General features: G+C 42.3%; 14 protein-coding genes. 7 read left to right on the forward strand and 7 right to left on the reverse strand.

The genetic code is table 11. The features are described 5' to 3' along the window. Positions 1 to 547: 547 nt before the first annotated feature. The gene (locus tag V7K76_RS03930; protein ID WP_334774460.1) at positions 548 to 1261 is read left to right on the forward strand and encodes a choice-of-anchor K domain-containing protein; all 714 of its coding nucleotides are present in this window, start codon (positions 548 to 550) and stop codon (positions 1259 to 1261) included. A 443-nt stretch (positions 1262 to 1704) separates the two neighbouring features. Here the strand turns inward: V7K76_RS03930 and V7K76_RS03935 are convergent, their stop codons facing one another. The 5 genes from V7K76_RS03935 to V7K76_RS03955 form a co-directional block, all read right to left on the reverse strand. Continuing rightward, positions 1705 to 2829 carry a site-2 protease family protein gene (locus V7K76_RS03935; RefSeq protein ID WP_334774461.1) on the reverse strand — a complete coding sequence of 375 codons (1125 nt, stop codon included), beginning with the start codon at positions 2827 to 2829 and terminating at the stop codon, positions 1705 to 1707. A gap of 73 nt (positions 2830 to 2902) precedes the next feature. Further along, on the reverse strand, positions 2903 to 3055 hold the full coding sequence (locus V7K76_RS03940; protein WP_334950536.1) for a hypothetical protein: 153 nt from the start codon (positions 3053 to 3055) through the stop codon (positions 2903 to 2905). 47 nt (positions 3056 to 3102) lie between these two features. After that, entirely contained in the window at positions 3103 to 4029 is a 927-nt protein-coding gene (gene yhdJ / locus V7K76_RS03945) for an adenine-specific DNA-methyltransferase (RefSeq protein WP_334774462.1), read from the reverse strand. A 309-nt stretch (positions 4030 to 4338) separates the two neighbouring features. Further along, on the reverse strand, positions 4339 to 6051 hold the full coding sequence (locus V7K76_RS03950; protein ID WP_334774463.1) for a putative bifunctional diguanylate cyclase/phosphodiesterase: 1713 nt from the start codon (positions 6049 to 6051) through the stop codon (positions 4339 to 4341). A gap of 394 nt (positions 6052 to 6445) precedes the next feature. Next, a complete protein-coding gene (locus tag V7K76_RS03955) occupies positions 6446 to 7165 on the reverse strand; it encodes a 5'-methylthioadenosine/S-adenosylhomocysteine nucleosidase family protein (protein ID WP_334774464.1) in 720 nt (239 codons plus the stop codon). A 221-nt stretch (positions 7166 to 7386) separates the two neighbouring features. On the opposite strand from V7K76_RS03955, the gene V7K76_RS03960 reads away from it, so the two are divergent. The 4 genes from V7K76_RS03960 (at position 7387) to V7K76_RS03975 (ending at position 13441) form a co-directional block, all read left to right on the forward strand. Then, complete coding sequence (locus tag V7K76_RS03960) at positions 7387 to 10083, forward strand: efflux RND transporter permease subunit (protein ID WP_335029675.1); 2697 nt, start codon at positions 7387 to 7389, stop codon at positions 10081 to 10083. A 128-nt stretch (positions 10084 to 10211) separates the two neighbouring features. Next, the gene (gene hpnA, locus V7K76_RS03965; RefSeq protein WP_334774466.1) at positions 10212 to 11234 is read left to right on the forward strand and encodes a hopanoid-associated sugar epimerase; all 1023 of its coding nucleotides are present in this window, start codon (positions 10212 to 10214) and stop codon (positions 11232 to 11234) included. 108 nt (positions 11235 to 11342) lie between these two features. Next, positions 11343 to 12362, forward strand: coding sequence for an adenosyl-hopene transferase HpnH (gene hpnH / locus V7K76_RS03970; protein WP_334774467.1), 1020 nt, complete (start codon positions 11343 to 11345; stop codon positions 12360 to 12362). 263 nt (positions 12363 to 12625) lie between these two features. Further along, positions 12626 to 13441: an alpha/beta fold hydrolase gene (locus V7K76_RS03975; protein WP_335029676.1), complete on the forward strand. Its 816-nt coding sequence runs from the start codon at positions 12626 to 12628 to the stop codon at positions 13439 to 13441. A gap of 273 nt (positions 13442 to 13714) precedes the next feature. Here the strand turns inward: V7K76_RS03975 and V7K76_RS03980 are convergent, their stop codons facing one another. Further along, entirely contained in the window at positions 13715 to 14809 is a 1095-nt protein-coding gene (locus tag V7K76_RS03980; protein ID WP_335029677.1) for an aliphatic sulfonate ABC transporter substrate-binding protein, read from the reverse strand. 290 nt (positions 14810 to 15099) lie between these two features. After that, on the reverse strand, positions 15100 to 15756 hold the full coding sequence (locus tag V7K76_RS03985; RefSeq protein WP_334774470.1) for a class I SAM-dependent methyltransferase family protein: 657 nt from the start codon (positions 15754 to 15756) through the stop codon (positions 15100 to 15102). Positions 15757 to 16558: 802 nt separating this feature from the next. On the opposite strand from V7K76_RS03985, the gene V7K76_RS03990 reads away from it, so the two are divergent. Together V7K76_RS03990 and cpcA are read left to right on the forward strand one after the other, a co-directional pair. Beyond that, complete coding sequence (locus tag V7K76_RS03990; protein ID WP_179063954.1) at positions 16559 to 17080, forward strand: phycocyanin subunit beta; 522 nt, start codon at positions 16559 to 16561, stop codon at positions 17078 to 17080. Positions 17081 to 17171: 91 nt separating this feature from the next. Continuing rightward, positions 17172 to 17663, forward strand: coding sequence for a phycocyanin subunit alpha (gene cpcA, locus V7K76_RS03995; protein ID WP_012411562.1), 492 nt, complete (start codon positions 17172 to 17174; stop codon positions 17661 to 17663). Positions 17664 to 18133: the final 470 nt, after the last annotated feature.

Raw genomic sequence — 18133 nt, forward strand, 5'->3', positions numbered from 1 at the left:
CTCTTGATTTTTCATGCTTTCCACGGAGGTGGACTTGGTTTGTGTAGTAGCGAATTATATTCGCCGAAAACTTTTCAAACATCCTCTAACACTTTTTTATTACTCTGGTCAAAGAAAAATCTTCAGTCAACTTTGAATAGTAACTTGATATCAACTTGACAATCAATTAAGAAAGCAAGTAAAGTAACAATATCTACGACGGGCTACGCCTACGCAACTCCTGTTTTACCAATGATCAAGCTATGAAATCGGGAGCATCCCAAATGTGCAAAAACCTTGATAGCCCTAACCCCTTCTCCCATCTTTGGGAGAGGGGCTGGGGGTGAGGGAAAAGATTTAAGCAAAATTGGGATGCTCCCATGAAATCTTTTAGCAATCCATAAACTTAACTTCACAAATATAAATTATTAATTAATATATTTTTAAATCCATATAAATATTTTATAAAAAACACAATAAGACATTGGCGTATTTTCCGTAAATTTACTAAGGTAGATTTGAGGTCTACTTGAAATAAACTCCAAAATGATAATTAAAATCCAAAATTATGAAACTAAGTTTTATTTTTGCTACTGCTATATCTAGTTTTTTTGTGAGTTCTGCTACAGGATTTGGTTTCTCTGCTCAAGCTTATGCTCTAACTTTTCCTGGTATCTCTAGCGCTACATGGGGAGAACCTACTCCAGGAAGCGATAATACTGAACCCATATATACAGGTGTAGGAAGCAATACATTTACTTGGGGTGAACCTGATTTACCGACAGGACTTCCAAATAGACTAACCTTTAATGGAACTTCGTTTTCTGCGGATATTAACTCTGTATTCAAAATAGCTGATTTAACTTACTTTAACGGAACGGTATTCAGTGGTACAAGCGTTGAATCTGTACCTTTAAATCTCAATGTATCCTTTAGCCCTCCCGTTGGAATCAGCCAAGTTTTTGACTTCAAATTGGGTCTAATAAATACGCTTAACGACGCAACAGATCCTGAAAAAAGTGCAGATTTTGTATATATAGACACAAATTTGAGTAATCAAAATTTCACATTTGAAGGCAATAATTATACCCTTGAGCTAACTGGCTTTAATCCAGACGTTCCCCAGATAAGTATTAAGGCTCTTGAAGGAGCCACAATTACAACAGCCGTTTATGCCAAAATCGAAGCTGTGCCCGAAACTACGCCAGTGGTCGGTTTATCCTTGCTGGGAATATACCTAATATCTCGTAAAAACTCTTGGAGAAGAAATACGAAGGAATAAGAATTAAATAACATACTATTTATATCCTTCGTTTACCTCACCCTCAATCCCTCTCCTTATAAAGGAGAGGGAAGCTAGAGACAGGATAAAGTTTTGCATCTTAGGGACTGACAAATAAAAAATATCCAATTAACTCTTGTGGGGGTGGGCATCTTGCCTTATGGACTGGGCGGGCAAAATGCCCACCCCACAATATTGCATAATCTATTTCTTGGAGTTCCCTTATTTAATCCATGTTCCTAAGAGCATGAAACCAATTCGCAATTCGCAATTCGCAATTGAATCAAGACAGACACTTCGGGGTGGGGTTTCAACAACCCTTGGGATACAAGGACTGTTTCGCGCTACTTGCGGGTGAGGTTTTAAACCTTCACTTTTTTCATAAAAATGTAGAAGACGCGATTTATCGCGTCTCTACAAAGGGTTGCCGTTTTTGGAGACAACTATGCAGGATTAGGTTGGGTTCGGCTTTGAAGTAGCTGGATAATTGCAGCTTTTTCTAAGATGCCAACTAGAACACCATTCTCACGAACTACGGGAAGCACAGATAGTTTTTGTTGTTCGAGTAACCGCATAACTTCCAGCAGAGGTTGATCGGATTGGACTGTGGTAGACTCCGTAATTGGTCGCATGACTTCTTTGACTTGAGTTTCTGACCACAGTACTGTGGAGATGGTTCTTAAATTATCGATTGCGATCGCACCTACTAATTGTCCATCATCATCAGTCACTAAGAACCGATGCCAGTTTTGCCCACTGATGACTCGCTCATCGGCAAACTCTCTCAGGGTAAGATTAGCAGATACAATCGGGCTGTCATGAGTTACAGCATCTTCAGCTGTCAAACCTGTGAGTTTTTCTTGCACTCTGGCAAATTGAGCCGAATTACCAGCATTTTGCAACAAGAAGAAGCCAATTAACAGGTTCCAGAAGTTACCGGAGTTGCCAAATAATAGTAGGGGCAGTACGCCTGAAAGAATTGCTACCCAACCAAAGATTTGCCCGACTCGGCTAGCAAAGGTTACACCTTTATAAGGATTACCTGTAATTTTCCAAACTATGGCTTTCAGTATATTTCCGCCATCTAAGGGCAAGCCAGGAATCAGGTTAAAGAGGGCTAATGCCAAGTTAACAGAAGCTAAAACACCAAGAATTGCAGCTAACGGCCCTGATACAGCAGTAGTAACACCAATCGCTGTAACGATACCGCATAGTAGTAAACTTACCATTGGGCCGGCGATCGCTACCCAAAAAGCCTCACCTGGGGTTTTTGACTCTTTTTCTAAGCTTGCTAAACCGCCAAATATAAACAGTGTGATGGATTTGACATCAATTCCCTGACCAATGGCAACGAAACTGTGGCCTAATTCATGGGCGACGACAGAGGCAAATAACATCAGCGCTGTCATCAATCCTAGTAGCAAAGCTAATCCCGCAGACAATTGGGGAAATTGTGCCGCCAGTACACTGCTATAACTCCAAGTTACCAAACCCAGAACTAAAAACCATGACGGATGGATATAGAAGGGAATTCCGAAGAGATTACCAACGCGAATTGTGCCATTCATGTCGTTCACCTTTGATTTCAGCTTCGAGAAGTTTTGCTTTCTTCCGACTCGATGTCTTTACTGTAACGAAAGGTTAAGAGATTTTAATCTTGATGGCTGTAGTGGTGTCCGTCTGTAAAGGTGTGGTTATTGGTAATAATGACATTTGCTTTGACCGAAAACGACTCATGATACAGCAATACAGTTCAGAATGAGCAACAAAACACTTGTAGAGACGGCGATTCATCGCGTCTCTTGCCTTAACCGAAAAATATTGTGTACTGACCCCTAAATTTATTTATGGGTATCATTAATTTTGAATTCTGAATTCTGAGCAAAGCAACATGACTGTTCCTCAATCAAAGCTCTTGCTTTCTTGGAAAGATTTTTTGTTTTTCTTATTTTCTCTTTTGCTAACTCTTCAGGAGCGTAATTGGACGGCAGATTTAAGCGGCGAATTCCTATTTTTACGTATTCCTTATTTATTTCGATCCCGATGGATTTTCTTCCTAAGCGTTTAGCAACTGCACATGTAGAGAAACTACCAGAAAATGGATCTAATACGATATCTCCAATATTTGAAGATGCCAAAATAACACGTTCTAAAAGTGCTTCTGGTTTTTGAGTTGGGTGATTTTCATATTCTTCCATTTTGAAACGTACTCGTGCAAAGTCCCAAACGTTACCCGGTACTTTCTGAGTATTGTAAGGCTGAGGAGGTTCTTTTCGATAATCAATCAATTGACGCTTTGCACCAGTTTTTGCCTCTACCATGATATTGCCAGAATTAAACGTGTAGTTCTTTTCATGCTTCGTTAGCATAATTATCGGCTCATACATAGAACCAAAATAATTTTTTGCTTGCACTCCTGAGCTATCATAATTCCACACAATCCTACTTTTAATATAGAAGTTCTTGCGGCACTTGATATCAAGGTAGGGCATATTCTCTGTGCTGTTCATTAGGTAAAAAGTACCATTGGGCTTTAGGATACGATGGCATTCATCGATCCATTGATATGTCCAGCGAAGAAATTCTTCTTCCGACCAATTTTCAACTAAACCATCGAAGTTTTTGCCAATATTGTAAGGTGGATCAGCAAAAATTAGGTTAATGGATTCTGATTCAAGATGCTTTAAATTTTCAAGAGCATCGCCATGAATAATAGTGTGAAAATCGTCTTTGTATATTTTGATATCTATATGAGCTTTTGAAATCACAGTTAGCGCCTTGAGGAAGTAACACAAAAATGTGACTTAAAATCTACAGTATTGATTTGAATATTGCAAGGCTTACTCATATCTTACTTCTGAGGATATGGATATTAAAACCACAAATATGTGCTATGAGTCTGCTGATTTTGGTAAGAAAAATAGATTCTAATACGGCTCAACCCAGACAATTTTTGTGTGGAAGTCCCACTACCACACAAAAAGAATCTCAATCTAGTCATAGCGCTATACAAGTATTCGGGTTGTCGCCGAGATAGGTGCAAAATGGAACACGTTGTAATGGCTTAGGCATCTATATTATGCTGCAATTGTCTCCATCTGCTGAGAACTTTTCTGCAACATCGGGGTAATTAGATCGGCAGGGACAGGACAACTGAAGTAGTAACCCTGACCTTCATGACATCCCTGCATTTTCAGGTAGTCAAGCTGTTCTTGGGTTTCTACACCCTCTGCTGTGATGTTCAATCGTAGGCTTTTTGCCAGGGCAATAATCGCATTAGTGACGGCAGCACTATCAGGATTGGACGTGACATCCTGCACAAATGACTGATCAATCTTCAGCATATTCACAGGAAAGCGCTTCAAGTAGTTGAGGGAGGAATAACCGGTGCCAAAGTCGTCTAGAGCCAACCATATACCCAGTTCTCGTAATTTTTTTAAGGTTTTAACCGATCGCTCTATGTCACCCATCAAGAAGCTTTCCGTGACTTCCAGTTCGAGATCGGATGCTTGGAGTCCTGTCTCCTCAAGAATTTGGCTGACTATTTCAACCAGATAGGGTTGTTCAAATTGTCGAGCTGAAAGATTCACAGATATCCGAATCGGGGTAAATCCAGCAAGCTGCCAAGCACGGTTTTGGGCGCAAGCAGTTCGCAAAACCCATTCACCAATTTCGACGATCGCACCATTGGCTTCTGCAATGGGAATAAACTTTCCTGGAGAAATCATACCTAAAGTAGGATGTTGCCAGCGAATCAATGCTTCCATAGCTGTAATTTGTCCGCTATGTAAATCAATCAGAGGTTGATAATAAACCAGCATTTCGTTGCGGGTAAGCGCCCCATATAATTCATTCTCTAAAGTTAGTCGCTCCTGCAACTGAGCATTGATTTCCGGCGAATAGAATTGATATTGGCTACGTCCTTTCTGCTTTGCTTCATACAGTGCTATGTGAGCCTGTTGCAAAAGTTGATCTACGCTATTTTGATCATTTATGCCATTCATGGTGATGCCGATGCTGGCGGTGATATGAATCAAGTTACCCTCTAGAGAAAAAGGTTTACTGAGGGTACTTAACAATAGCTGAGACAGCTTAATTACACTTTCAAAAGAAACAATCTCTATCCGAGCAATGGCAAATTCATCTCCACTCAAATGGGCAAGAACATCTGTTTGCCTTATGCAGCCTGATAATCTCTGAGCAACCGCTCTTAACAACAAATTTGTTGTTTCAGGCTCTAACCCATGACTAATATCAGTGAAATCATCAATACCCAGTAAAAAGACGGCTACAAGGCGCTGGTTGTTTTCAGGTTGGGATAAAATCTGATTGAGGCGATCGCAGAATAAATCACGATTGGGTAATCCAGTTAGCTCGTCATAATTAGTGATGTAGTGAATTAAGTCATCTAATTTGTGAAGAGTTTGTGAGGTATTCGCCATCAATGTACCCGCTTCATCAACAAATTCTGTGGGTAATTCAGGTAAAGTTTTGGTGCTTAGATAATTTTGCAATGCAGCAGATGTCAAAATAACTGGTTTGAGGAGGTGGTGTAGCGCGTAGAGGGTGGCAGCCGTACCTGCTAACGTAGCCAACAAAGCAATGCTCATAACTCGGATCGCCATCTCTAAAGAATAGGAGTTTGAGATGACGAAACTCAAGAGTAAAGTCAAAAGTGGTACGTGAGTTCCCAAAAATGCCACCAACATTATTTTAGCGGTGTAACTTTTTTTGAGCCATGCAAAACGAGCTAGGAACGAGTACAAGTAGAGGTTGTGATTGAGCGTCATAAATTTTGTGCGGTAGTTGCTAAATTAGTTCCGAGCTATTGGGTGTTTTTGATTCACAATTCAGTAGAATTAGCTCTCCTGGAACCCAACCCTGATCAGGTTATATATTATGTTTCCCAATATAGGTTTCTCTTGATATGGATAAAGATAAATTTTCTGTAAAAATTATTCCCGAAGAAATTTCACAATCAATACTTAAATTATGTTTATTGTTATTAGTTTGTCTTCACATAGTATAAGAGCAAAAAATATATAGCGTTCTAAGTTGATTTGTGAAAAATAATTTTTATAACTAACCGCAGAGACACAGAGAACGCAGAGAGAATAAAGATAGATTTTCACGAATGATTTAGGATTGCTATCAGTGCCCTTACGCATAGTCTATTTACCTAGATTATTTTTGGTTGGAGCCTGAAAAGAGCAGATTTGTAACTTCCTCTAACACCTTTAATGCTGTTAATGAACCTCGAATCAGCCGAATAGCAGCAAGGGGTTGTCGAAGCATTGCCATTGCCAAAGGAAAAGGATTTAGAGAGCCATTAGAATTAATTGCTGATGTGAGATCGGGGATATTATACTGACAATCGTCGCTGACTACTCGCAGTATTGCTACGGATACCCCGGCTGTGTTGAAAAATTCTAAGGCGGTAAATCCTTCCATATCAACAACATCAGCGGCCAAAGTCTTACTCAAACGGCGTTTTTCGGCAGCAGACCAAATGACGCGATCGCTTGTCAATGCCTTGACTAAATTTGGTGGGGAGTTGGTAGAGACGCGATTAATCGCGTCTGTACTGAATGCTGAGTGCAATTGGGCTGTAAAAGTGCGATCGCATTCTTGCTGTTGCCCCTGATAAATACAATCTTGATACAGCACAATATCACCAACTGTATAGCGATCGCTTAAGCTGCCACATAAACCCATAATCAGCACTCTGGATTTTGGAGCTAGAAATTGTCCTTGTTGCAAATATTTGAGTAAAGGTTTTATTCCAACAGGTATAGCTACTACCGTTGGTATCGAGCCAGTAACGCCGCTTAATCCGCGACACACAGCTTTATATTCTGCTCCCTGAGGCACCAGAATTGTGTTGATGGGTAAAAAATTAGACACTAGCGCTCTCAATAGAACTAAGTTTCATCTTTGAAGTTTCCTTTTGCATTCAAGATCGGGTCATATCTGAGTAACAATAAATAATGTTGCCATTTACTAGTCACCAAAACTCGTAACCCCAAGGTAATTGCTGCTGCCAAACAACTAATTAGGATTGTGTTTTTTCATTTTGAATTTTGAATTGCTTAATAATTGTGTCACCCACACGATAATTTTCCAAGATGGTAAAGCTTGATCGCTCAAAATCCGCACGAGAACTCTTCAATATTTCCAAATTGGCGATTCAATTTTCGTGGCTGACGGTGAGTTTTTGGATTGCCGTAACGGTAGCCGGGATTCTGGCTTTCAGTTCTCTTAAGTATGCCTTGTTTCCAGATATAACCTTTCCAGTGGTAGTTGTAAATGCTACAGCCCCCCTGACAACTGCCCTGGATACTGAGGCGAAGCTCACCAAACCCCTAGAAGAACGCCTCCGCTCCCTAGAAGGACTGGAGAATATTCGCTCATCCACCTATCCTAGTCAAACAGCCGTTGCCCTTTCTTTTGCCGTGGGGACGAATTTAGAAACATCGACTAAAAAGGTTGAAACTGCCCTCAAACAGTTGACTTTGCCTCCAGGAGCAACTTCTAAAATTATTCCCCTGAATCTAAATGAATCAGCCGCTATTAGTTATGCCATAGAGAGTTCGACACGGAATCTCAAAGATTTGACGAAGTTGGCGCAAGATGAGATTGTGAGTGCGATCGCTAAATTACCAGGAGTTCTGAAAGTCTCACTACTAGGTGCTGCTACTGCAACTCCTCCCCTAAATCCAGCAAGTGCAGCTGCTCTCCCTCAAGGTGGGGCGACATTAGTTAGGTTTAACGGTCAAGATGCACTGGCATTTCAGGTAATCAAACGCGGTAACGCTAACACTTTGGAAGTAGTGAGTCAGGTTGAGAAAGAAGTTCAAAGGCTACGCTCTACCCTGAAAGATATCAAACTCACTTTAGCTGCCACCCAAGCCCAATATATCCGCCAAGCTACCCAGTCAACAATTGATGCTTTGCTAGAAGCAGTCTTGCTATCAATAGTGGTCATTTTTCCTTTTTTATGGAATTGGCGGGCAACTCTTATCTCTGCCTTGGCGATTCCTACATCCTTGTTGGCGACGTTTATCGTTATGGCGATTTTCGGCTTTAACCTGGAAACAATCACCCTGCTGGCTTTAGCTTTGGTGATTGGTAGTATTGTTGATGATGCGATCGTCGATGTAGAAAACATCATGCGACACGTTGAAGATGGGGAAACTCCTCGTCAAGCGGCGCTTTTAGCGACAAATGAGATTGGGTTGACAGTAACCGCCGCCACTTTAACAGCCGTCGCAGTTTTTCTGCCCATAGGTTTGATGGGTGGTGTCATCGGTCAGTTCTTCAAGCCTTTTGGCATCACGGTTTCAGCAGCAATGCTGGCTTCTATGCTAGTTGCTCGGACTTTATCTCCAGTTCTAGCTATCTACTGGCTAAAACCTAAATCCTCACTCTCCCCGCGTCGGGAAGGAAAAATCTGGTTAGCGTTTACCCAATTTTATAGAAACTTACTGAGTTGGTCTTTAAATCACCGCAAGATAGTTATCGGGTTAGCTGTCCTCAGCTTAATCGCAGGTATAGTGCTGATTCCACTAATTCCCAAAGGCTTTATTCCCAAACTCGATCGCGGCGAATTTAATATTGCTTATACAGTTCCTTTGCCAAGTATCCCTAGTGGAGCAGATGGACAGGGGAGCAGAGGAGCAGAGGGGCAGGGGGGCAGAGGGGCAGGGGAACAGGGGAGAAATTCTATTCCCCAGTCTCAAATCCCCAACCCTTTAAATGATTCTCTAGAGGTTGCAAAGAAACTAGAAGAAGTTGTGAGGAAATCACCGGCAGTTGAAACGGTATTTACTACTGTTGGTTCTCGTGAGGGTGAGCCGAACAAAGGGATACTATATGTAAAGTTAAAGGGCGATCGCAAAATCACCACTGGAGAACTACAAGACCAATTGCGTTCCTCCTTACCTGCTCTTTCTGGAGTAACTACTAGTGTTGAAGATATTCAATTTGTCGATTCTGGCAGTCAAAAACCCCTGCAAATAGCATTACAAGGTGATAATCTCCAAGCTCTGAGCAAAGCAGTTAAAACGATTAAAGAAAGGATTCAGAGGCTACCGGGATTCGCTGATGTCACAGTTACAGGTGAAACGAATCCACAGGGCACTGTTTCTCAGATCGAGCGTCTGAATAATCAGCGCGTGGCCTACATCAGTGCTAATTTAGGCAAAAATCTATCTTTAGGTAATGCCACTGACAAAGTGGTAGCTGAAGCAAAAGCGGTATTACCCTCTAATGTTTCCTTAGATTTAGGGGGAGACTCTGCTAACCAAAATCAGGTTTTTAGCAGTTTCGGCACTACTCTGGCTCTATCTGCACTATGCATTGTCATCGTACTAATTTTGTTATTCAAAACCTGGGTAGACCCTCTGGTTATTGGTGTCTCTTTGCCTTTAGCATTAGTGGGGGCAATGTTAGCGCTACTGATTACCAAGAGCGACTTTGGCATGATCTCATTGATCGGTTTCGTCTTTTTATTGGGACTAGCAAATAAAAATGCCATTTTACTTGTAGATTACATCAATCAGTTACGCAAAGCCGGCTTAGAGCGCACCGAGGCGATCCTCAACACCGGACTAGTGCGCCTCAGACCAATTATGATGACCACTGCCTCTACAATTTTAGGGATGTTACCGATCGCTCTAGGTTTAGGTGCTGGTTCAGAATTGCGATCGCCTATGGCTGTAGCGATCGCAGGTGGACTAGTAACTTCAACTATCCTCAGTTTGATTGTTGTGCCAGTAGTTTACACCATTTTGGATGATTGGTTTCCCCGCAATAAATTTTAGATTTTAGATTTTAGATTTTAGATTTTTGAACAGGGATGAATGGTCTGATTGAGAGATTTACATTATTAAGTCCCACCTAATTAGTGCGAAATTTCTGTATCCAAAATTCAAAATAAAGGAATTCCAAGTTGATAAATTCAAAATCCAAAATCCAAAATCCAAAATCCCAAAGGGTTTTTGTCACGGGAGGTACGGGTTTTATTGGTGCCCATTTGGTACGGTTGCTTCTGCAACAGGGTTACACAGTCAAAGCGCTGGTACGCTCAAGCAGCAATTTGGACAATCTACGCGGTTTGGATGTGGAAATTGTCAAAGGCGATTTGAACGATCCAAATCTTTGGCAACAGATGGCAGATTGTCAATATCTATTTCATGTCGCAGCTCATTATTCCCTCTGGCAAAAAGACCGAGAGTTACTCCACCATAACAATGTCCTGGGTACGCGCAATGTGTTAGCAGCAGCTCGCAAAGCGGGGATTGAGCGCACCGTTTACACCAGTTCAGTGGCGGCTATTGGGGTAGGGTCATCTGGTGAAGTTGTCGATGAAACCCATCAGAGTCCCTTAGAAAAGTTAGTGGGTGACTACAAAAAGTCTAAGTTTTTGGCTGAACAAGAAGCCATCCAAGCCGTTGCTAGAGGTCAAGAAGTAGTTATTGTCAATCCCAGCAGCCCTATTGGTTCGTTAGATATCAAACCTACCCCCACAGGTGATATAATACTTCGGTTTTTACGACGGCAAATGCCTTTTTACTTGGATACTGGTCTAAATTTTATCGACGTGCGGGATGTGGCATGGGGGCATTTACTGGCCTTGCAGCGAGGTAAATCAGGCGATCGCTATATCTTAGGTAATCAAAACCTCAGTCTCAAGCAACTGCTCGAACAACTCGCCGAGATTACAGGACTAATAGCACCTCAACGAACCGTACCCGCCTGGCTGCCCCTGAGTGTTGCCTGGGTTGATGAAAAGATTCTCGCACCATTGGGAAAATCGCCCTCAGTGCCATTGGATGGTGTTCGGATGGCGAAACAACCTATGTATTACAATACCTCAAAGGCTGTACGAGAGTTGGGTCTACCTCAATCTTCGCTAAAAGTCGCACTCAAAGATGCTGTGGATTGGTTTGTTGCACAAGGTTACGTCAAATGAAAAATATAGCGATTCACGTGTGGATGCAATACGCGTTAGGGTAGCACAAGTACCCAGACCGACAATGACTGTGGTGTATTTATCTCTAAAAGAGGAGCGATCGCAACAATGGCAGTTAATATACAACAAGCTATGGATATTGGGAAGTATCTGGTTACGCAGCGTTTGAAAGGACGTAAACGCTTCCCCTTAGTATTGATGTTGGAACCTCTTTTTCGGTGTAATCTCGCTTGTACAGGTTGTGGTAAAATCCAACATCCAAAGGAAATTTTAAAGCAAAACCTCACCCCAGAACAATGTTTTACCGCAGTGGAAGAATGCGGCGCACCAGTTGTCTCAATTCCTGGGGGAGAACCTCTGCTGCATCCCCAGATTGATGAGATTGTCCAAGGATTAATTGAGCGCAAGAAATATATTTACTTGTGTACCAATGGTTTGTTATTAGAAAAGAACCTAGATAAGTTTCAACCTTCCCCTTACCTGACTTTTAGTGTGCATTTAGATGGAATGCGGGAGTTACACGATCAGTGTGTCGATCGCAAAGGTGTTTTTGATATTGCCGTCAAAGCCATTCGTGCTGCTAAAGCTAAAGGCTTTCGTGTCACCACTAACACCACGATCTTTGAAGGTACTGAACCTAAAGATATGCAAGAGTTCTTCGACTTTCTGGAAACCCTAAATACTGACGGGATGATGATTTCTCCTGGCTACAGTTACGAGTGGGCACCAGATCAAGATCATTTTCTCCACCGCGAACAAACCCGCACCCTCTTCCGGCAAATTCTGGCTCCATACAGAAGTGGTGAAAAAAACTGGAACTTCAATCACAATCCCTTATTCCTAGATTTTCTCACGGGTGAGAAGGACTACGAATGCACACCTTGGGGTAGCCCTAGTTATAGTGTTCTCGGTTGGCAAAAACCTTGCTATCTGCTGAACGAAGGTTATTACTCTACCTTTAAGGAATTACTCGCCCAAACTGACTGGAGTCAATACGGCCAGAAGAGTGGTAATCCCAAGTGTGCCGATTGTATGGTTCACTGCGGCTACGAACCCACCGCCGCAATGGATGCAATGCAACCGCAAAATATGGCGCGTGCCCTTGGGAGTGTGTTTGGTAGAAACTAGTAAATAGTAAATACTATATAAAGGGTGCGATGCCTGCGGCGGGCTACGCCTACGCACCCTTTAAGGATTCTGATTCCACTGGAGAGTAAAAAGAGGATGCTTATTTAGAGATAGGACTTACGCAAAAACTCTCTGAAACTCCTATTCCTTCGTGTCCTTTGCGTCCTTTGCGGTTCGTTTTTTCATGATTTTGCGTAAGTCCTGAGAGATATTGCGATCGCTCCCTCACCCAACTTCTGCAAAATTAATCAGGAAAAATACTCATGCCATTTGTATCGGTTCGTGATTTGCAAATGTATTATGAGATTCGCGGCACTGGTCAACGCCTACTCAGTATTAGCGGCACTGGAGGAGACTTGCGGCGATCGCCTACTATTTTTGACTCACCGCTAGCCCCACACTTTGAAATCTTGGCCTACGATCAGCGCGGTCTCGGTCAAACTTCAAAACCTGATATTCCCTACACCATAGCAGATTACGCCGCCGATGCAGACTCTTTGTTAAATGCAGTCGGCTGGGAGAGCGCTCATGTCATCGGAATTTCCTTCGGGGGTATGGTAGCCCAAGAGTTGGCACTGCGCTATCCGCACCGTGTTGAACGTCTTGTTTTAGCCTGTACTAGTAGTGGCGGCGCTGGTGGGTCATCATATCCATTACATGAACTCGTGAACCTCCCAATTGAGGAAGTCGCTCATCAGCAAATCACAATTGCTGATACCCGTTGGCAAGAGGAAGCTTGGCTTTCTAGCCGAACTGCACAATTTCAGGATTTAGTGAAGCTGACACTAGCAGCTGCTCAAGAGGGTGTAGACGAACCAAGTCGTGAAATTGGCCGTCGTCGCCAGCTTGAGGCTCGTGCGGCTCACGATACACATAATCGGCTTTCTCAACTGCATCTTCCTGTCTATATCTGCGGCGGTCATCACGATGGCATATCTCCTCCTGCCAATCTTGAGGCGATACACAAACAGATACCAGGTTCGTATTTAGAGTTCTTTAAAGGCGGTCATCGCTTTCTTTACCAAGACCCCCAAGCATTCAAGCGCGTTATCGCTTTTCTCCAAAATAAATTCGAGTAATTTCACAAAGGAATTTCGTCTTGTTTCTCAACCCATTAATCCCAAAACCCTGATGTAGAGACGCGATAAATCGCGTCTTCTCTAGACCAATTATCTACACCAATAACCCTTAAGGACTGACAAATAAAAAAATATCCAATTAACTCTTATGAGGTGGGCATCTTGCCCGCCCTATGGACTGGGCGCTCATGTTGCCCACCCCACAATATTGGATAATTTATTTCTTGGAGTTTCCTTAAATGAAACGCGTATTGCATCATAAGTCTTTTCAACCTATTTTTGGCTAATAGATTCTGGAGTAATTGCGGCATATTGTTCAGGTGTCAACACAGCTTCCTGAATGTTGACCTGTTTAGGAATCACACCATATTTATAAAAGTAATCTGCAACTCGCTGTTGTTCTTTAATTAACTCTGGGGAAATGGCTCTCAAGCCATAACTGCGGCGGCTCACTATCTTTTCCATGATGTCAGGAGGTAGTTTTTGGATTGGCCCAATGATTTTTGCCACTTCTTTGGGATTTGCCTCAGCCCAGCGCTGGAGTTTATCAATCTCCTCAATCACTATCCGCAGAATTCCCGGATTTTCAACTGCAAACTTCCTTGCACCAATATAGTATCCACCAGGAGTATCAAGTCCTTCGGCAGTCTTAATTACTCGGATCTTATTTGATTTTTCAGCCAAAGCTAGATAAGGATCGCCCGCTACCCAAACTGGAATTTTCCCTTCTAGAAAAGCACTACTAGCTTCTACTGTAGGTATACTCAAGATTTTAATATCGCTGGGTTTTAAACCCGCATCTTCCAAAGCTCTAAAGACAAAATAGTGAGATGCAGAAGCTTTTTGAAAGACGATTTTTTGTCCTTTGAGATCCTTGACGCTCTTAATGGGAGAATTTGGCGGGACAGCAATCACACTTGATCTACCCGTAGTTGCAGTGCGTCGAGAACCAACCACATAAACGATTTGAGCGCCAGCAGCTTGAGCGAAAATAGGCGGAGTTTCCCCAACGGAACCTAAATCGATTTTGCCGACATTCATCGCTTCCATTAGTTGTGGCCCTTGGACAAATTGTGCCCACTCCACCTTTACCCCTAGAGGTTCTAGACGCTTTTCTAATACTTTTTGCGATCTGACCAAATCACCTGCTGATTGATACCCCATACGGAGTACCTTAGCTTTGATTCCAGATGAATTGGAATTGGTATCAGATACATCTGTCGCAGCAGATGGGGTTTGAGCTTTTTGCCCTTCAGTTGTGCAACTAACTAATGTTAACGAAGTTGCCAAGGTTAACAACCCAGGTGCTAAAAGCCGCGTGAAACGGCGAAAGATGTTTGTATACTGAGGCTTAACTGTAGCGCTCATAGGTTTTGTGTCAAAAAAATTTTAGAGATATTATTTACCACACTCAGTGCTGAGTACCTCGGCAAAGAGAGTGCTGAGTAACAAGGGAACTCGAAGAAATAAATTATCCAATATCGTGGGGTGGGCATCTTGCCCGCCCAGTCTATAGGGCGGGCGAGACGCCCACCCCACAAGAGTTAATTGAATATTTTTTTATTTGGAAGTCCCCAAGAAGATTACTCAGTACTTCCGCACTATGGTAAAAGCCCCGCATATTGTGGGCGGTCTTTCAACTCGGCACTCAGCACTCTTCATCTGGCTTTACTTGGAGTACCAGTAAAAGCGAAAAACTGCTGCTCTTTGGGTACAGCCAAACTTTCACCCAAGTAACGATGAATACCTACTCCCATGTCTCCTGTTGCAGTGAGTTTGAAGTCTACTTCTTCAAATCCATGTTCACGGAAAAATTTCCGAACAGTTTCAGAGTGAGCAATACCTTGAGAGTGTCCACGAGTCCAAATTACAAAAGCACCTTTTTTGCTGAGAAAACTCAGGTTTGCTAGTAAGCGATTGAGTTCCGTTTCATCTGCGAGATTGCCAAATACACCACATACAATCACGATATCTGCTGGTACTGCTCCTACATAGTTTGAGGAAATAGTTGCATCACCATTGATAAACTCAATTTGTTTTGTCAAACCCAACGATTCTATTGCTTCTTGTCCACGTTCAACTAGCTGGGGATTTAGCTCTACAAGTCGGGCATGAACATCTTTTGCCCGTGGGTGATTTGATAGCGTTCCTAGCAAATCTCGTCCATCGCCCGCGCAAACGCTAACTACACGGATTAACCCTGGTTGGGACAAATTCAAGCTATGGGCAATGTATTCTTGCACAATTTGCAGGCGTTGTTGCAATTTTGGTTCGTTCTTGTAGAGGTCGTGCCATTCAAACCAGTCTTTGACCATAAGAGGTGATTTTCGTTTCCATTAACTATGATTTTGCAAAGTGACAAAGACACTATGCAGGTTAAACTACGGTAAATATATCAATAAACCGTATTTTGTATATAGAACGCAGACTATCATGGAAATTCATCCAAAATCAAGTCTTTTTTCTTTGTATGTAAATCTTGTAATTTAACAATTGAGAACTACTTAGACAGCGTTGTATTCCAAATCTAGAAAAACTCACAGAAATACTGGGCTAGAGCAAATGCGACGAATACAATACATACTGAAATACTGTTCAGCCTAAATTTCAATTTGTATTGCTCAAAACTTAATTGCTCCGTATTCCTAGCAGTCGCAACAAATATGGCGCGTGCCTTTGGTAAAAGCCACTTAAGTAATAAATAATACGTAACTCTAGGCGCGATACCTGCGGCGGACTACGCCTAAGCATTCTTTAAGGAATTTCTCAGAATAAATTTCTTTACAGTCTAACAGACACGAAAATGTGAAGTTATGTAAATCAAATTCACAAACATAACAATAATTTGTAATAAATAATGATGCGGCAGCATTGTATAAAGAGAACTTGAGAGTAAAAAACAACATCTTAATCAGGTTTTTCAGTCCTTCATAGAAGTTTGAAGTTTTCTAACAAAAGTTTTAATCTGAAAGCCTGGAGATCGTAAACTTATTTCGTTGGATGTCTGTTTTAACCCTTTCGTAACTGGTCAGGTAGTGCTGACATCAAAAATAAACTGAACCATTCAGTTTTGAGTCCAAATTATTCTTAACCAAGCAAATTAGGAGATTTAACGCAATGGTTTTAGATGCATTTGCAAAAGTAGTATCCCAAGCTGATACACGCGGCGAATATCTCTCCGATGCACAATTGGATGCTTTGAGCGAACTAGTCAAAGATGGTAACAAGCGTGCAGATGCGGTTAACCGTATTACCAGCAATGCGTCAGCTCTTGTTGCTGCTGCGGCTCGTGATTTGTGGGCAGAACAACCCCAATTGATCACTCCTGGTGGTAATGCTTATACCAGCCGTCGTGCAGCTGCTTGTATCAGAGACTTGGACATCATTCTCCGCTACATCACTTATGCGATCTTTGCTGGCGATTCTAGCGTGCTAGATGACCGTGCCCTCAACGGCTTACGGGAAACCTATTTAGCATTGGGAACTCCCGGAGCTTCAGTTGCAGTTGGTATTCAGAAGCTCAAACAAGCTTCTTTGGCAATTGTCAACGATACAAACAATATCACCAGAGGCGATTGCAGTGCTTTGGCATCTGAAATAGCTGGCTATTTTGATCGTGCTGCTGCTGCTGTAGCTTAAGCAAAGCTTGCATTGCTGATGTTGACTAAATAATTGTCCATAGGACAAAACAAAATTTCAACCATAACGTTTGTAAAAGGGAAATACCAAAATGACAAAAACACCTCTAACTGAAGCGATCGCATCGGCTGATTCTCAAGGCCGTTATCTCAGCAGCACCGAAATTCAAGTTGCTTTTGGTCGCTTCCGCCAAGCACCAGCTAGCTTACAAGCAGCAAAAGCTTTAAGCGCTAACGCTCAACGCTTGACCGAAGGTGCTGCTCAAGCAGTATATAACAAGTTCCCTTACACCACCCAACAACAAGGCCCTAACTTCGCGTCAGATGCACGCGGTAAAGGCAAGTGTGTTCGTGATGTCGGCTACTACTTGCGGATTATCACATACGCTTTAGTTGTTGGTGGCACAGGCCCCTTGGACGATTTCTTGATTTCTGGCTTGGCTGAAATCAACCGGACTTTTGACCTGTCTCCTAGCTGGTACATTGAAGCTCTCAAGTACATCAAAGCTAACCACGGTCTAAGCGGCGATCCTGCTGTTGAAGCAAATTCCTACATCGACTATGTAATCAATACTCTAAGCTAAGAGTATTTCTTTAGCCCGGAGAGGAAATCAGCTCTTATGACAAGTAAGTTCTATGAGTTGTTTACCTCTCTGGGCAGTTTTTTAGGAAAAGCTAGCTGAATACCCTGAAGAAAGAGTTAGACAGGGATAAAAGCTGCCGATGTAGCACGGTACTTGCTACAACTTTGCGAAAGTTCGCAACTCAGTGCCTCTTTTAAGCTACCGTCAATTGGCACAATATTTTTATCAGTACAAGATTTAAAAACCTACCCCTGAACTGGGGAAAGTATACGCCCGAAATAACGTAAGGAGATATCACTATGCCCTCGTGGCAAATGTGGTGAGGCAGTACAATCTTCTCTAGCGTAGCGGTAGCGAGTCTGCATAACCAGAGAGGGAAGCAAGCTACGTGCAGCGTTTAGGGGTTTCTCAGATTAGAGAATGCTGAACCCATAAAGTGAGCCTGGGAACCTGTGGAAACAGGATATTAA

The sequence above is a fragment of the Nostoc sp. genome (genome assembly GCF_036917975.1).
Lineage (GTDB): Bacteria > Cyanobacteriota > Cyanobacteriia > Cyanobacteriales > Nostocaceae > Nostoc.

Excerpts from the sequence above, each read along its gene's own strand:
- cpcA (WP_012411562.1), top strand. The coding sequence starts at position 17,172 with ATGACAAAAACACCTCTAACTGAAGCGATCGCATCGGCTGATTCTCAA.
- hpnH (WP_334774467.1), top strand. The coding sequence starts at position 11,343 with ATGGCAGTTAATATACAACAAGCTATGGATATTGGGAAGTATCTGGTT.
- V7K76_RS03990 (WP_179063954.1), top strand. The coding sequence starts at position 16,559 with ATGGTTTTAGATGCATTTGCAAAAGTAGTATCCCAAGCTGATACACGC.
- V7K76_RS03975 (WP_335029676.1), top strand. The coding sequence starts at position 12,626 with ATGCCATTTGTATCGGTTCGTGATTTGCAAATGTATTATGAGATTCGC.
- V7K76_RS03940 (WP_334950536.1), bottom strand. The coding sequence starts at position 3,055 with ATGAATCGCCGTCTCTACAAGTGTTTTGTTGCTCATTCTGAACTGTAT.
- V7K76_RS03930 (WP_334774460.1), top strand. The coding sequence starts at position 548 with ATGAAACTAAGTTTTATTTTTGCTACTGCTATATCTAGTTTTTTTGTG.
- V7K76_RS03980 (WP_335029677.1), bottom strand. The coding sequence starts at position 14,809 with ATGAGCGCTACAGTTAAGCCTCAGTATACAAACATCTTTCGCCGTTTC.
- V7K76_RS03935 (WP_334774461.1), bottom strand. The coding sequence starts at position 2,829 with ATGAATGGCACAATTCGCGTTGGTAATCTCTTCGGAATTCCCTTCTAT.
- V7K76_RS03950 (WP_334774463.1), bottom strand. The coding sequence starts at position 6,051 with ATGACGCTCAATCACAACCTCTACTTGTACTCGTTCCTAGCTCGTTTT.
- V7K76_RS03985 (WP_334774470.1), bottom strand. The coding sequence starts at position 15,756 with ATGGTCAAAGACTGGTTTGAATGGCACGACCTCTACAAGAACGAACCA.
- V7K76_RS03960 (WP_335029675.1), top strand. The coding sequence starts at position 7,387 with ATGGTAAAGCTTGATCGCTCAAAATCCGCACGAGAACTCTTCAATATT.